We start from the raw sequence: 15,796 nt of genomic DNA on the forward strand, positions 1-15,796 counted from the left end.
CGTTCGTCTTCTTGGAGGCGTCGCCCATCTGCTCGATCGACTGCAAGGCGCTGATGATCGGGCTGCTGACGCCCAGCGACAAGCCGCTTTGCTGGGTGTGGGTCTTGCTGTTTTGTTCCGTGGTGTCGTAGGCGGCGTTGATGTCGACCGCCTTGGCGGCAATGCTGATATCGCCAGCCGGCGCCATTACCTTGCTGCCGGTTTGCGTGTAGTGCTCGCCGGCGTTGATGCTGATATTGCCGCCGGTGGAACCGATCACGCTGCCGGTATTGGTCACCGTCTTGAGGGTGTTCTCGTTATCCTGTTCCTTACTTCCCAATGTGATGCTCGCACCGGAACTAAAGAAGCCAGAAGTTTCCTTCTTCTCATACGAAGATTGCGCGCTCTTGCTTTGCGCCGTCACAATGTTGACGTTATTGCCCGCGGCCAGCGTCACATCCTTGGTGCCGACCACATTGCTGCCCTGGACATTGATGTCATGGCCGGCGACGGTCAGCACGCTGTTGCCGGACACCGTGCTGCCCTCGGCCTGCTGCAGACTGCTGTGCTTGGCAATCGTGGTGGCCGTGGTCGAAAACATGCCGCCGCTCTTGACGTAGCTCTCCTGCACCGTACTGTGTTCGGTGGTGACGCTCTTGATGGTTACGTCATTGTTGGCGGCCAGCGTGACTTGTCCGCTCTGGCTTGCCAGATACCCGCCGCTCAGGCTGATGTTGCCGCTATCCGCCTGGGCCACGGCGTTGCCGTTTGCATCGGCCGTACCGCTGAGCGTGCCGGTGGCTTTGACTGTCAGGTTGTTGCCGGCGTTGACATTGCCGCCGGCCAGTGTCTCGTCGGCGCTGCCGATGCGGTGGTATTCCTTCTTGCCGACAGTCTGGATATCGTTGACGACGCTGTCCTTGACGGCTTCGATACTGACATTGCTGCCTGACAGCAGCGCGTTGTTGCCGGCGTTGAGATTAGCGCCCTTCAGCGCCAGGTCGCCGCTGCCGCTCTGGCCTGCCGCCAGGCCCAGATTGTTGTTGCCGTTCAGGCTGGCGAGCTGGTTGCTGACCGTGCTTTCCTTGATGAAGCCGGTGCGGCCTTCAACGCTGTGGCCTTTTGGATTTTCAACATCGATCTGATACTGGCCGGCGACGGCGCTGACCTTGATGTCGCGGCCAGCCGTGGCGATCAGGTTGCCGCCGTTCGGATTGTCCGCGCTGGCTGTGCCAACCGCGCTGACGTTAGCGCCCTTGACGTTCAGGTCGCGCGCGGCGTTCAGGGTTACCGTGCCGCCTTGTACCGTGGCAATACGGTCGATATTGGTGCGGCTGCTGGTGGCTTCTGGATTGACGGTGTCGATGGTGCGGGTTTGCAGCACGATGTCGCGTCCGGCCAGCAAGGTGACGGTGGAATCGTTGCCGCTGCCCTGGATCACGCCGGACAGGTTGACCAGATCGTTGCGGGCGCGGGCCACGATGTCCTGGCCACTGATACGGCCGCCTCGATTCAGCAGATCGTTACCGGCCAGCAGCGTGGTGCTGTTGCTGGCGGCAATGCTGCCGCTGTTGACCAGATCCGAATCGGTCTTGATCATGACGTCGCCGCCGGCGATCAATGCGCCGCTTTGCTGCAGATCGCCGCCTTGCGGACGGCGCAGGTAGACTTGCGGCACCAGTACCTGCTGAGTGCTGCCGTCGGCCAGTGTCACGCTACGGCTGACCAGCCAGACGATGTCGGTAGTGAGATTGGCCATCTGCTCTGCCGACAAGGCAACGCCGGGGCTCAACTGATACTGGTTGGCATAGGCGACGCCGGCGCTCATCAGCGCCTTGTATTCATCTTCGGTGCTGGCGTAGCCGGTCAGATAACGGCGGCCTGTCAACGCCAGGATCTGGTCGTTGATCATTTGCTGTTCGTAAAAGCCGTCGCCATAGCGCTTCAGGTTGCGCTCCGGATTGCGGTTCAGCGCTTGCAGGAAATAATCGCTGGAGAGGAATGTACGCTGGTTAGTAAACCGGGGATCGGTTTCCACCAGGTAGTTGGAACCCGGTTCCGGATGGATCTTGAACAGGCTGTTGTTGGGCAGGGTCAGGCGCGGCGCTGTCGTCAAAATAACATCGTGAGCGCGCAAGCCGGTGCCATTTGCCGCCACGCTTTGGACTACCGGCAAGGCACGGCCGGTGCTGTTAGCGCCGGCGCCGGTCGCCAACACGGCGTTGACTGCCTGTGCGCCAATCGCGCGTGCGTTGCCGGTAGCGGCGCTGATTGCTCCGGCCACGCTGCCGTCCGGATTGGCGGTAGCGACGGCAAGATTGCGGTTATCGGTCTGGTTGCCGGCGTTTTGCTGGTACACCACGGTCGGCAGATCGGCGCTGATGACTTGCGGGGCCGCGTTGTATGGCTGCGCTCCATCCCAGCGGCGGCAATGTTTGTTGCCCAGGAAGCCGCAGGTCTCGACATGTGTGAACTCGGCAGTGCCGTTGTAGGTGGTGCGGTTTTCACCCTGGGTGGCCAGATTGCTGACCGCGGGACCAACGATGCCGACTGCGCCGCCGGCGACGATCTGGCTATCCTGATTGGTGACCGATCCGTTCAGCGTCATGTTGCCGCCGGACAGAATCTGCGCCGGCGCGCTGCTGACCACTTCTGTATGGCTCGGCGTCGCCGTCACCTTGTACCAGGTGTAATCCTCGAACTGATCCAGCCGGTTGTCTTCCCTGACGCTGGCGTTGTAGCTATCGATTTTGACGGCCAGCGCATCCAGTGTTGCTTCGTAAGCCGTGCTCCAGACGCCATAGTCTTTGCGCCACTGTACGCACTGCGGAGTGGTCAGATCCACCGGGCCGTTATCGGTGCTGAAGGAGCAGCCGCCCTGGCCATTCGGCTCGGCTGGCGCCGCCGAGGTAACCGGCGTGACGCCGAACTGGGCAAACACCGGCGAATTCCAGGGGTAGTTATCCACCGTGTAGCCGGGGACGCAAGTCTGGCTGTCGCCACCGCCGCTGCACTGGTCCGGCACCACGGTGCGGGCGGTGGCGATGGTGCTGCGCTGACCGTATTTGTCGGGATGGACGATGCAATTGACCTTGTCGCCGCCGCCACCGACGCCGAAGCAATCGGACGCCTTGTATTTGGTGGCCGAGCCTGAAGGCTGCACCTGGTCCTGGTTAATCGTTGGATCAAGCACTACTCTGGTAACCAGATGATTATCGCGATTCAACAGATTGGCGGCAGTGATCCCCAGATTGCCGCGCGCTTCGATCTTGGCGGAGGCATTCAGCAGGTTCTGCGCCGATCCTTGCAGATTGCCGTTGCCGTCGATCGCGCCGGCGATGCCCAGATCGCCCAGGCTGTAGATCAGCCCGCCTTCGGTATTGCTGAGATTCTGGACGCCGATCAACAAGGTTTGGCGGGCCGCAATGGTGCCGCTGCCGCTATTGTTGATGGCGCCGCCGTTGATCTTCAGCAGATCGCCGTAGATGCGGCCGGTGTTGTTGGTGCTGCCGGCATTGATATTGGTGGTGACGCCGTCGATCAGGCCGCTGCTGGTATTGGTGAGCGTGCCGCTGACATTCAGATTAGTGGTCTGGGCGCTGATCTCGCCGGAATTGCTCAGGTTGCCGGTATTGACGTTGAGCGTATCACCCGAGGTCAGGGTGCCGCTGTTGTTGATGTTGTTAGCATTGACGGTCAGGTTTTTCTGGGCCGACAGCAGACCGGTGTTGTTGTAATCGCCGTTGATGTTCAGGGTGACCGCGTTACTGGAGGCAATCGTGCCGCCCAGGCTGTTGCTGCTGGTGGTGACGGTGGCGCTATTGTCGCCGACGATCTTGCCGTTGGCGTTGCCCAGGCCGGTGGCGTTGATCGTGACATCGTGCTTGGCGCTGACCAGGCCGCCGCTATTATCCAGGCTGGCGGCGCCAAGCGTGGTGGCGAGGACGGCGTCCTTGCCGGCTTTGATGCTGCCGTTGGCGTTATTGATGGTATTGGCGTTAGCACGGATATTGGTGGCGCTGATGCTGCCGGCAGCACTGTTGTCGATGCCTGCCGCGTTCAGCGTGACATCGCCGTTGGCAGCGATCTGGCCGGCGTTGTTGCCAATGCTATTGCCGATGCTGTTGCCGGCCGTGATCGCGAGATCGCCCAGCGACTGGATCAGACCGCCGCCGTTAAGCACATTGGCGGCAGTAATCGTGTTGCTGCCGTTGGCAATGATCTGGCCGCTGTTGCGGTTATCCAGGTCACCGCTGACCGCCAGCGTCTGCTTGCCGTTGCTGGCCAGGTAACCGGCCTGGTTGTTGAGGCTGCCGCCCTTCACATCCAGCGTGCCGCCGGAGACGATGCCGCCGCCGCTGCCGCTATTGATATTGACGATCGCCTGGCCGTTGCTGTCGATGCTGGCGTTGCCAACCGATTGCAGCAAGCCCTGGGTATTGTTGAGCGCGCCGGTATTAGTGCTGAGGTTGCCGGCGGCGACAATCTGTGCGGCCGTATTGTCGAGCGTACCGGCTGTGATAGTGATGTCTTGGCCGCTGATCAAGCCTTTCACATTGCTGGTATTGCCGGCGATGACCGTGGCATTGCCGGCCGCCTGGATCTTGCCGCTGTCATTGCTCAGCGCCTGGCCGCTGGTGTTGATGGCGGTAATCCCTTTGAGCGAAGCGATGGTGCCGCTGCTGTTATTGAGTTGCGCGCTGGCGATGTCGAGATTGCCGCCGGCGACGATTTGGCCGGCGCGGCTATTGTCCAAGGCTTGTCCCTGGGTGTTCAGCACCAGGCCGGAACCGCTGGCGATAGTGCCGGCGGCATTGCGGATTTCGCCCGATTGCAGGTTCAACGCCTGGGTGCCGACGATTTGTCCGCCGGCGTTGTTGAGCAAGCCCTGGCCCAGTTTCAGATCGGCCTGCTGTTTGGCGCTGACCACGCCTTGCGTGTTGTCGAGCGCGCTGGCGTTCAAGCCGAGGTTGCCATTGCTGATGATCTGGCCGCGGTTATTCTGGATTGCCGCAGCACTGGTGACAGCCAGGGTATTCACTGCCGACACCAGGCCGGCGCTATTGTTGACGCTGGCGGCAGCCAGGTCGAGCGAATTGTTAGCGGTGATCTGGCCGCTCTGATTGCTGACTGCACCGGCGTTGAGAGTGATGGCATTGGTAGACTGGATCGCGCCGCCGGTGTTGGACAAGGCGCCACCGCCCAGCTTCAGGTCGACCTTGCCGGCGCTGGCGTCGGTGGTATTGCCGGCGACGATGGTCGAGCCGTCATTGTTCAACGCGGCAGCGCGAACGTTCAAGTTGCTGCCGCTGGAAATCAGCGCAGTTTGCGCGCCATTGGCGTTGCTGGTGATAGCGCCTGCTTGAATCTCCACGCCGCCATTGGCCAGAATCCGGCCGCCGGTACTGGTCAGGCTTTGACCTGCGGTATTGATCGCCAACGCTGCGCCGGACGAGATTTCGCCGCTGCTGCTGTTCAATGCTTGCGTGTTGAGCGTAGTACCTTTGGCGCTGGTGACAAGCCCGCCGATATTGCTGGCGCCGGCTGCATTGACCGTGACTGTCGATGCGTTCGAGGCGAGGATTCCTTTACTCGAACCGATCGCATCGTTGCTTAAGGCTCCGGTATTGATAAGCAGCGCATCGCGGGCGACGATCTGGCCGCCGTTGTTGCTCAGGCTGGCTGACTGGATTTGCGTCCCGCCGGCAACGGTGCTCGCCGTGGTGCCCGAGGCGATGCTGCCTTGGGTATTGTCGAGCGCCCCTGAAACAGTCAATGCCAGGCTGCCGGCGGCGTCGACCACGCCTTGGCGATTATTCAGGCTGGCGAGATTGAGCGTTGCCGCGCCGCCGCTCTGAGCGCGTGAGGTCAACTGCCCACGGGTATTGTCGAGCGCACCGGCGCTGATGTTCAACGAGGCGTCCGACACCAGCGTACCCGCCGCATTGTTGAGCGCAGCGCCATTGGTATTGACGGTCAGATCGCTCTTGCCCGATAACACCCCGCCTTGATTGCTGACGCCTTGCGTAGTTGTAATCCGCGTGCCCTGGTCGCTGGCAACCAGGCCGTTGCCGTCGTTGATCAGTTGCTGCGCATTGAGAGTGGCCGCCTGGCTCCCCATCAATTTGCCGCCGCTATTATCCAGCTTGCCCGCTGTAGTGACCGCAAGCTGGCCGCTTGCCAGCATGGTGCCGCCGAGGTTGCTGATAGCCGCCGCCTTTATCCCGGCGTTCTGGCCTGCCTGCCATACGCCGCCGCTATTGCTCAACTGGCCGCCGGCGCTTGCATTCAGATTATTGCCGGCAATGATATTGCTGGTGTTCGCCAGCAGATTGCCAGAGCTGGCGCTCAGGCTGAGGTTCTTGTCGGCGTTGAGCTGGCTGCCGGAAAAGCTGAGATTCTGGGCCTGCAGATTGAGATCGCCTGCGGCCAGCAATTTGCCGCCGGTATCTGTGATGCTGGCCGCATTCAGATTGAGCGTGCCGCCGCTGACAATCGAACCGCTATTGCTGGCTGCGCCATTGATCGCCAGCGCCAGATTATCGGCGCTGCGCTGGATGATAGCCCCGCCGTTGCTCAAGGCGCCGGCATTCACGCTCAACTGCCCTTGCGAATCCACCGTGCCCTGTTGCACCAGACTACCGCCGCTACTTATGCCGGTGCTGCCCTCGCTTTGCGTCTGCCCGGTCAGCACGGTGTTGCCGCTGGCCGCCAGCTGGATATTTTGTTTGGCGTAGCTGTCTTTCAGAGTCAGGTCGCCGTTACTCGACAACGCCAGATTGCCCTGCAAGGCGGCAACCCGGCCGCTGCTGTTGACGCCAAGGCCCTGTTCGGTCGAGACCATGTACACCTGGTTGGCGTACATGCCGCCCAGATCCTTGATATCGATCGCAAAGCGCGGTGCGGCGCCGTTGCCGGCTTGCGGCGTGACTTGCAAAGTGCCGTACAGCACCTGGTTGGCGCCGGCCAGGGTGTTCAGGTTCCTGGCCCAGACTTCGCCTTCAATCACCAGGCCGCGGGCGATCAGGTCAAGCTGTTCGATATTGGTGGCGTTCAAGCCGCCGCTGCCGATCATCAACTGACCCTGGCTGACATTGAAGCCGTTGATTGCACCGTTCGCGCCAAACTGCGTCTGGCCGGTGGTCAAGGTGCCGCGGGTGGTATTCAGGAAGCCGCAGCCATCGCAAGTGATGCCGTTCGGATTGGCGATGACGATATTGGCGCGCTGCCCGGCGACCTCGATGGTGCCGCGTAATTGGCTGGGATTGTTCGATACCACCTCATTGAGAATGATGCGGGCCGGGGTATTTCCCAATTGCGGATTGCCGCTAACCCAACCGCCCAGCTGGGTCTGCGTCACGCCGGTACTGTTGTTAAGAATCAGGCCGTTAGGGTTAACGTTGAACTGGTCATATTGATTGCGCGAGACGCCGCCGGCGCTGGGCGGCGCGATCAGTACAATCGGCACGCCGTTTTGCGCTGCGTCCATCAACGGATGCTGGCCGGCGGGCGCTTTTGGCGACGGCGTAATCGGCAGGTTCAGCCCGGCCTGCGCCGGCAATACGGCAAAGATAGTCTGGCAGAGATAGAGGGCGAGCATGGCTTTCGCCGTCCGCCGCATCCAGGAACGCTCCGATCGCGTCAACGCCAGGTTGTCTGGCGCGCTAAATACGGCTTGCTGCTGTGTTTGTGGTTGATGCGAATTCATGACTTCCCCGATCCCGTAACTCATTAAATTGCGCAAGCGCTGCCGCTCTGGCTGCGTCTGTGCGATATGTCATTGCCACCCGTCATGCGCGTGGTCTGCTTTTCTAAGCGTTGATGTGCTGCTTTGAGTACATGCTCATCAGAAGGCGTAAGTCAGCGACACGTAAGAACTCCAGTGCTGCGTCTTGAAACCCTCTGGCTTGTACAGCGGCGTACCGATCGAAGCATCCATCTGCAACGCATTCCATCTGCCGCGCATGCCGATCGCCGTACCCGCCAGCTTGCTGCCGATCAGAGGCACGTCGCTGACTCCCCAGACGCGGCCGGCGTCGATCCCCAGATAGACCTGGCTGTCGACGCCGGCAATCAGGTTGACCGGCATGCTGAGATCATTACGGAAATAAAAGCCGCTGGAGGCCAGCAACACCCTGTTGCCATCGAAGCCGCGCACGCTGTAACGATTGCCGATGGATATCTGATCGACCGCCAACAGCGCATCGTTGGTCACCTGACCGTGCATTGAACCGGTGTACTGGAACGACTGTTGCGCCAGCGTAAACGGCTGGTTATAACTGACATTCATGCTCCAGATCTGCGGCCGATTGTTCGGGCTAACGACGCCTTCCACCTGCGGGAAATTGTCCTCAGCGCTGAACCATGGCATACCGCGTTGATAACCCAGATCAATATCCAGATCAGCCTGCCCTATCAGCTTTTTATAAGTGATCCCAGCTTCCAGTCGGGTGGTTCGACGCCGTTGCACCACCAACTCGACATCGTTCAGAAAACTTTCGCCGCGTCGCGTCGCCACACCCGCATAGAGACCGAACTTCGCCGAGGCGGTACGGATGAAGGTGCGATGCCATTTGAATTCGGCCGTATCGCTGGTGCCGCTGGACAGGAAACTGACCGTGGTGCCTTGCCCCACCTGCGCAAAGCGGTTGTGACTGCCGGAAACGGTAAAGGTGTTGTAACCCCAGGGAATGCTGTAGTTGACGGATGCACTCTGGCTGCGGTGATCGCTCTCCGGCCTTTCGAGATTGCTATTGCCGCTCAGGTTGAGAATGTCGTTCAGGCCGAGCGGATTGTCGAACGCAATATAAGCGGATAACTGGGGCCGGCCCAAGGTGCTGCTGCCCGAATTGTCGACCGTGACGCCGCCGCGGATGCGATCGCGCAGACTGCCGCTTTGCCGTTCGATATAAACGACGCTGGTATCCGGCTCTGCTCCCGGTTCGATGCGAGTGGCGACCGCCTGGCTCGGCAGGCGCTTCATTTGCTCGACGCCCTGCTCCAGATCGCGGATGTTCAGGATATCGCCCGGCCCCAACGACGGCACGCCAGGAAAGGCATTGCGCCAGGTGCCCCAGTTATCGTCCGGAGTCTGCTTGGCGTCGCCAGCCTTGACCATGCGTACTTCGCTGATGCGGCCGACATGCAGCACCAGTTCCAAAATGCCGTTGTGCAGGTTTTGTTGCGGCAGGCTGACGCGCGTGGTGGCATAACCGAGCTCGATCAGCTTGGCGTCCAGCGCCGAGGCGATGCGGCTCAATCCCTCAACGCCGACGCAGCGATTCAGGAACGGCAGAGCGGCATCCTGCAGCCAGCTAAAGCGGCCGATATGCTTGCCGCTCAGGGTCACTTCGCGGATCACGAAACATGGCGATTCAAGCGGCAGCTCGGTAGAGATTTCGGTAGATGTCGACGGGCTCAGAACGTCGGCCTTGGGTTGCAACTGCTGTTGCTGTTCGCGCGTGCGCTCTTCCTGCCGGCGCAGCCCTTCCAAGGCGCCGCGCTCGGTCACGGCGGTTTGCGCTATCCCGTCCTGCATGGCGGCACTCAGCAAGAGCGTTACGCCGATCCCCTTTGCAAAACACAATAAACCCCCGTCACCTTTGCCTGCTAAGGTGTTTTTCCCCATTTGTTGCTTTCTATGTATTTTTCCCTTGCCGGAATTATAGTTAGAAAGTCAATTATTAATAATTAAATTGTGTCCTGATTGTAAATTTTTACAGTAATTAACATACCTCACGGGAATTAGTTGCGTAATAACAACACATTTAATTGCCGTCGTGCCTTAGTCAACTGCAAATCCATCCGCGATCATTGGCAAGCATTCCTCTGTCCCGATCACATAATGTCCAGTCAGGCTCATACCAGCCAGCGCCTGGAAGTCGCTGACATCTGAACTACCTTTTTGGATATGATGACGGATGGCAATCAGGCAACCCCGACCTGCCGCACAAAACAAAACTACCTACCGGAGTAGCAACGCGTGACCAATCTCAAACTTCCTGCACAGAACCAGGGCCGCACTGCGGCGATGCCCTTCATCATGCTGACCGTATTGATCGATATGATCTCGATCGGCCTGATCATCCCGGTGCTGCCGGTGCTGGTCGGTAAATTCACCGGCTCGCAAGCCGATCAGGCATTCTGGTATGGCGCGGTGGCCTTTGCTTTCGGTATCGCCAATTTTTTCGGCTCGCCGATTCTCGGCGCATTGTCCGACCAATACGGCCGGCGGCCGGTACTGCTGCTGGGTTTTTGCGGCTTGGCGCTGAATTTTTTTGCCACCGCTTTTTCGACTGCGCTGTGGATGCTGATCGTGGTGCGCCTGATCGGCGGCGCGATGCAGGCCAACGCGGCGGTTTGCAATGCTTATGTCGCCGACATCACCGCGCCGGAACTTCGCGCCAAGCGTTTCGGCATGATTGGCGCCATGTTCGGCGTCGGTTTTATCGTCGGGCCGGTGATGGGCGGTTTGCTGGGGGCGATGGATTTGCGCCTGCCGTTCATTGTCGCCGGCAGCCTGGCCTTGATTAACCTGATGTACGGTTATTTCGTGCTGCCCGAGTCGCTGCCGCTTGAGCGCCGTCGCACATTCGGCTGGGGGGCAGCCAACCCGTTGACCTCCTTGCGCGCCCTGTCGCGCTTGAAGGCGGTGGGGCCGCTGGTTGCGGTGATTGCCTGCAACGGCTTGGCGCAATTCATGTTGTTTACCACCTGGGTGCTGTACACCACTTTCAAGTTCGGCTGGGGGCCGCTGGAAAACGGCCGGTCGCTGGCGGCGGTCGGCATCATGTCGGTGATTGTGCAGGGAGTGCTGCTCGGACCGCTGTTAAAACGCTTTAGCCCGCAACGGCTGGCGGTCATCGGCCTGGTTTCTTCCACCGCCGCCTATATCTTATGGGGCGCCGCCAGTCAGTCATGGATGATGTATGCGGTGATTTTCGCCAATGTGTTCGGCGCTACAGTCAATGCGTCGATCCAGAGCATTATTTCCGGCGCGGTCGATTCGCACAGCCAGGGCCAGACGCTGGGCGCGGTCAGTTCGCTGAACAGCCTGATGGCGGTGATCGCGCCGATGATTGGCGCGCCGCTGCTGGGCGTGGTGTCTCATTTACCGAAAGGCGACTGGCGGATCGGCGCTCCGTTTTATTTTTGCGCGGTGCTGCAATTGGCGGCGCTGGTGCTGGCGTTCCTGCATTTCCGGCGCCAACGCCGTCAGCGCACGGAAGTTACGGTCGCCAGCGCCGGCCTGGAAACGGAAGATGTGCTATAAGCCCCGCCGCAGCGTAGCGTTTACCCTACCTAGTAGTTACCCTACCGTGGTGATTGCCCTACCGCAGTGATTACCCAACATTAAGCTGCGGCCGGAACCTGCAATCCAAAACCCTCGCCGGAAGCCCGGGCTGACAGGCGGCTGAGCGGAATCTCTACCCAGCGATAAAAGATCGCGCCGGCGGCAAGACTGGCGGCCCAGGCCAGCAGCATGCCGCCTGCTTGCAGCAATGGCCGCGCCGGAACAAATTTGGCAAAAGCGGCGTTCACCACCAGGCAGACCGGGAAATGCACCAGGAAGATGGAATAAGAGATCCGTCCGAACGAGCGGATCCAGGCAAAGCGCTGGCGCGACAGCAGCATGCCGCGTCGGCTCACCAGCACCAAGGCACAGGCCACCAGTAAAGCCACCACGATGCGGCTGCGAAAATCGATCGCCAGTGCATACAAGGTTGGCAACAGGATTGCCGCCAGCAGCAGCGCCACCACGGCCGGCCGGCGGTTCAGATCGCGCGCCCACCAGGCGATGACGCCGAGGCCGTAACTGCCAAAGAAGTATGGCGCCCAGGCATCCCAGGCGGCGTTGCGGTTGAAGTACAGCAGCGATGCGCTGACGCCTGCCACCACCAGCAGCGGCGCCAGCCATGGCATGGCGCGGCGCCGAGCCAGGCCGCCGGTCAGCCACAGCAATAGGGTCAATACAACGTACAGCTGGAAATCGATGGCGACATACCAGGCGCCGGCCGAGATCGATTCATAGCCGAGGATGGAATGCAGCAACAAGGCGTGCGCGGCCAGCTGCAACGCGGTCGGCATGGCGGAGATGGAATAATGCGTCATCCACTGCGCAGCTGCGGCCGAAGCGCCGATCGCCAGTATGGTCGCCACCAGGAACGGCGGCACCAGCTTCATGTAACGGCGCCACAAGACGCGCAGCGGGTCGGAAACCGCCGGCATGCCTTCCGGCGAGAGCGACTTGGCCGCCAGGAAACCGCCGACCACCAGGAACACCTGGACCGCGATGCGGGCGTAAGAATCCAGCCAATCAATCAGCATCGGCGCGATGGGACGGACGTGATCGGCCATCGGCCCGTAGAACGCCAGATGGTGCAAAACAATCAACTGTGCAGCAATGACCTTCAGCAGGTCGATAAAGCCGAATTGGAAATTGGAATTACGGTCTGGTGCGTTGGATGAATTTGGCAGTAGCGATGAAACGCTCATTGTTGCATCCATGTTGAAAAAAGATGCCAATGATAAAGATTCGACCGCGCTTGTCCAGTGGAATATTGTTTTGTAACACTTTCCAAATGTGACAATATTTTATTGCCATCGGAACCGCAGGAATCGTGCAGGAGCCGCGTAGGAATCGCGCTGGAATTGTCTGGTGCAACCTTATGCCTTGCCCACGGCCAACTGATATTTCTTGATTTTGTCGTACAGGGTTTTCTTGGGCAGGCCCAGACGATCCGCGGTGACGGCGACGTTGCCGTTACTGGCGTTCAGCATCTCGGTTATCAGCATGCGCTCGTAGTTATCCATTTGCTGCGGCAGCGGCACAGCACTGCTCTCGTCGCTGCCGTCCTGAGCGGCAAGATCGGCCACGCCTTCCGCCACGCCCAGCACCAGCCGCTCGGCGAAATTGCGCAGTTCGCGCACGTTGCCAGGCCAGTCGCGGGTTTGCCATTGCGCCATCTGCGCCAGCGTCCATTGCGGCAACGGCCGCTGATAACGGATCGCCGCGCCCTGGATAAAATGCGCCAGCAACAAGGGAATATCCTCGCGCCGCTCATTCAGGCGCGGCAGATCGATGCTGACTACGCCGATGCGGTAATACAGATCTTCGCGGAAACTGCCTTGTGCGCTCATCTGCAGCAGATTGGCTTTGCTGGCGGCGATGATGCGGCAATCGATGGCGATCGGCTCATTGCCGCCGAGCCGCTCCAGCTTGCGTTCTTGCAGTACGCGCAGCAATTTCACTTGCAAGGCCAGCGGCATGCTTTCGATTTCGTCGAGAAATACCGTGCCGCCCTTGGCGTATTCCAGCTTGCCGATACGCCTTTTCTGGGCGCTGGTAAACGCCCCCGCCTCATGCCCGAAAATTTCACTTTCGAATACCGTCTCCGGCAATGCGCCGCAATTGATGGCGACAAACGGCCCTTTGCGGCCGCTGGCGACATGCAGCTGGCGCGCCACCACTTCCTTGCCGCTGCCGGTCTGGCCGTTGATCAGGATATCGACCATGGTCGGCCCGACGCTGCGGATCATGGTCCTGACTCTTTCGATCGAGGCTGACTGGCCGATCAGGCTCGGCATGTCCGGGTGCGCTACCCAGGCGGCTTTGAGACGGCGGTTTTCCAGAATCAGGCTGCGTTTTTCCTGCGCCCGGTGAGCGGTTTCCATCAGCCGTTCAGCGGCGAACGGTTTTTCAATGAAATCGTAAGCGCCGGCGCGCATGGCGTCCACCGCCATGCTGACATCGCCATGGCCGGTCACTACGATCACCGGCAGGTCCGGATCCAGCGTCACCACCTGGGTCAGCAATTCCAGGCCGGAACGGCCCGGCAAGCGCACGTCGGTGACAATCACGCCGGCAAATCCGGCGCTAAGCCAGGGCTGCGCCTGTTCTACGCTGTCGCAGGCATGGACGGTAAAACCGCCCAGTTCCAGCGTTTGCGTAATCGCTTCCCGCACCGCCTGTTCGTCCTCGATCAATACTGCTTCCAGCGTCGCCAACCTTACCTCCATCAAGACTCAAGCATTTCCGGCAAAGGAAGCCGCAATACGAACTCGGCGCCGCCATCGCCGTGATTATTTGCCGTCAAGCGGCCGTTCATCGCCTGCACGATGGAAGATGAAATGGCCAGGCCCAAGCCCAGTCCTTTGCCGGACGGCTTGGTGGTGAAAAACGGTTCGAACAGATGCTGCGCGACCTGGGCCGGGATGCCGGGTCCGGAATCGCGGATGCGGATCACCGCCTCGCCCGCCTCGCATTCCAGCAGCAGCGAGACAATCTTTTGCTCGGCATTATCCACCGCGTCCAAGGCATTGCGCAACAGATTGATCAGCACTTGCTCGGTGCGCACCGAATCGCCTATCACCTGGGCCGGCTGGCGGATTTCGATCTGCAGTTTGGCGCCGTGAGTCTGGAACTCGTTGTGCAGCAACAATGCTGCCGCCTCTATCGATTTCGGCAAGTCGATGATGGCCACCGCTTCGTGGCTTTTCCTGGAAAAGCCGTTGAGCTGGCCGACGATCTTGCCCATGCGGGCGCTGGCGTTGCTGATATGACTCAAATTCTCAGTGGCTTTGCCGGCTTGCCCGCGCGCCAGGAAAGTCATGGCGTTATCGGCAAACGCCCGGATCGCCGCCAGCGGCTGGTTCAGCTCGTGCGCAATGCCGGCCGCCATCTGCCCCAGCATGGCCAGCTTGCCGGCCTGGATCAGTTTGTTCTGGGTCGAACGCAGCAGGTGTTCGGTTTCTTTCAATTTGGCGTATTTCGCTTCCAGAGTCTGATTCGCCACCATCAATTGCTGCGTTCTTTGGGCGATGGTGCGGTCCAGATGTTCAGCCGACATCAAACGTTCTTCCAGACGCCGCCGGCGTTGGTACAAGGCCCACAAGGAAATTCCGGCGATCGCCAGCAGCAAGGCTGCCGCCAAAGTCCATAACAAGGCGATGCGGGCAATCCGCGCTTGCGAAGGAAACAGCATCAGTTGCCAGCCGAGGCTGCCGATGCCGCGCGTAACGTGCTGGCCGAACTCTACTCTTTGCGCCTTTGGCAGCGAAGTCACCGGAGTGATCGCCTGATCGGCGTATTGATGGGTGCCGGTCAGGTTTTGCTGCACCGCGCCGTTGAGCGGATACAGGCTGTGATATTTCCAGGCCGGACGATTGCTTAAAAAAACCACGCCGCTGCTATCGACCAGCGTAATCGCTTCTTCGCTGCTGCGCCAGGTATGCTCGAATTCGGTCAAGTCTATCTTGACCACCATCACGCCTATCGCAGCATTTGCGCCGTGGGCGGCAGCGCTGGCGTAGATCGGCTGGGCGATGAAGTAACCGGGCACATTGGTGGCGTTGCCGATACCGTAAAAACGCCCGGCGTTGCCTTTGATCGCTTCACGGAAATAAGGGCGGAAACCGAAATCCCTGCCGACGAAAGTGGTAGGCGTATCCCAGTTGCTGGAAGCCAGCGTCATGCCCTTGCGGTCCAGCATGTAGATTGCCACCACCTTCGACTGCCGTTGTATCAGTTGCAGCGTCAGGTTCAGGCGCTGGATGTTGAGCTGGTCTTCCGGCCGCGCCAGTGCTTGCAGCACATCCGACTGGAAGCCGAGGGCAAACGGCAGCGTCTCGAATTTCTGCAATACCGATTCGAGGTCGAGTGCGATGATTTGCAGCTGCCGTTCGCTGGCTTCGCCGATGTCGTCGCGGGCTTTTTTTGCCGCCATGACGTAGGTGGTCGCCACCGCGGCAATGGCGCAAATAACCGCCAATACCGTCAATACCAGCGGCTTTCTCAACCGCATAACGTCACCTGCCT

General features: G+C 60.2%; 6 protein-coding genes. 1 reads left to right on the top strand and 5 read right to left on the bottom strand.

Features of this window, described 5'->3' with window-relative positions:
- Together KHU33_RS17825 and KHU33_RS17830 are read right to left on the bottom strand one after the other, a co-directional pair.
- Nucleotides 1-7,687 (bottom strand): two-partner secretion domain-containing protein (locus tag KHU33_RS17825; protein ID WP_211465354.1); only part of this gene is annotated, 7,687 nt, incomplete at its 3' end.
- Between the two features lie 138 nt (nt 7,688-7,825).
- Nucleotides 7,826-9,565: a ShlB/FhaC/HecB family hemolysin secretion/activation protein gene (locus KHU33_RS17830; protein WP_230414362.1), complete on the bottom strand. Its 1,740-nt coding sequence runs from the start codon at nt 9,563-9,565 to the stop codon at nt 7,826-7,828.
- Nucleotides 9,566-9,961: 396 nt separating this feature from the next.
- Between KHU33_RS17830 and KHU33_RS17835 the strand changes: the two genes are divergently transcribed.
- Nucleotides 9,962-11,251, top strand: a complete 1,290-nt coding sequence (locus KHU33_RS17835) for a TCR/Tet family MFS transporter (protein ID WP_329956079.1) — start codon at nt 9,962-9,964, stop codon at nt 11,249-11,251.
- Nucleotides 11,252-11,331: 80 nt separating this feature from the next.
- Here the strand turns inward: KHU33_RS17835 and KHU33_RS17840 are convergent, their stop codons facing one another.
- The 3 genes from KHU33_RS17840 to KHU33_RS17850 all read right to left on the bottom strand — a co-directional run bounded on the left by KHU33_RS17840 (nt 11,332) and on the right by KHU33_RS17850 (nt 15,782).
- Nucleotides 11,332-12,474, bottom strand: a complete 1,143-nt coding sequence (locus KHU33_RS17840; protein WP_230414363.1) for an acyltransferase family protein — start codon at nt 12,472-12,474, stop codon at nt 11,332-11,334.
- A 171-nt stretch (nt 12,475-12,645) separates the two neighbouring features.
- The gene (locus tag KHU33_RS17845; RefSeq protein WP_211465360.1) at nt 12,646-13,998 is read right to left on the bottom strand and encodes a sigma-54-dependent transcriptional regulator; all 1,353 of its coding nucleotides are present in this window, start codon (nt 13,996-13,998) and stop codon (nt 12,646-12,648) included.
- Nucleotides 13,998-15,782: a sensor histidine kinase gene (locus KHU33_RS17850; protein WP_211465361.1), complete on the bottom strand. Its 1,785-nt coding sequence runs from the start codon at nt 15,780-15,782 to the stop codon at nt 13,998-14,000. The genes KHU33_RS17845 and KHU33_RS17850 overlap by 1 nt, the downstream gene beginning before the upstream one ends.
- Between the last annotated feature and the right edge of the window lie 14 nt (nt 15,783-15,796).

Origin of the sequence: Collimonas silvisoli (assembly GCF_018305005.1) — a bacterium.
Classification (GTDB): domain Bacteria; phylum Pseudomonadota; class Gammaproteobacteria; order Burkholderiales; family Burkholderiaceae_D; genus Collimonas; species Collimonas silvisoli.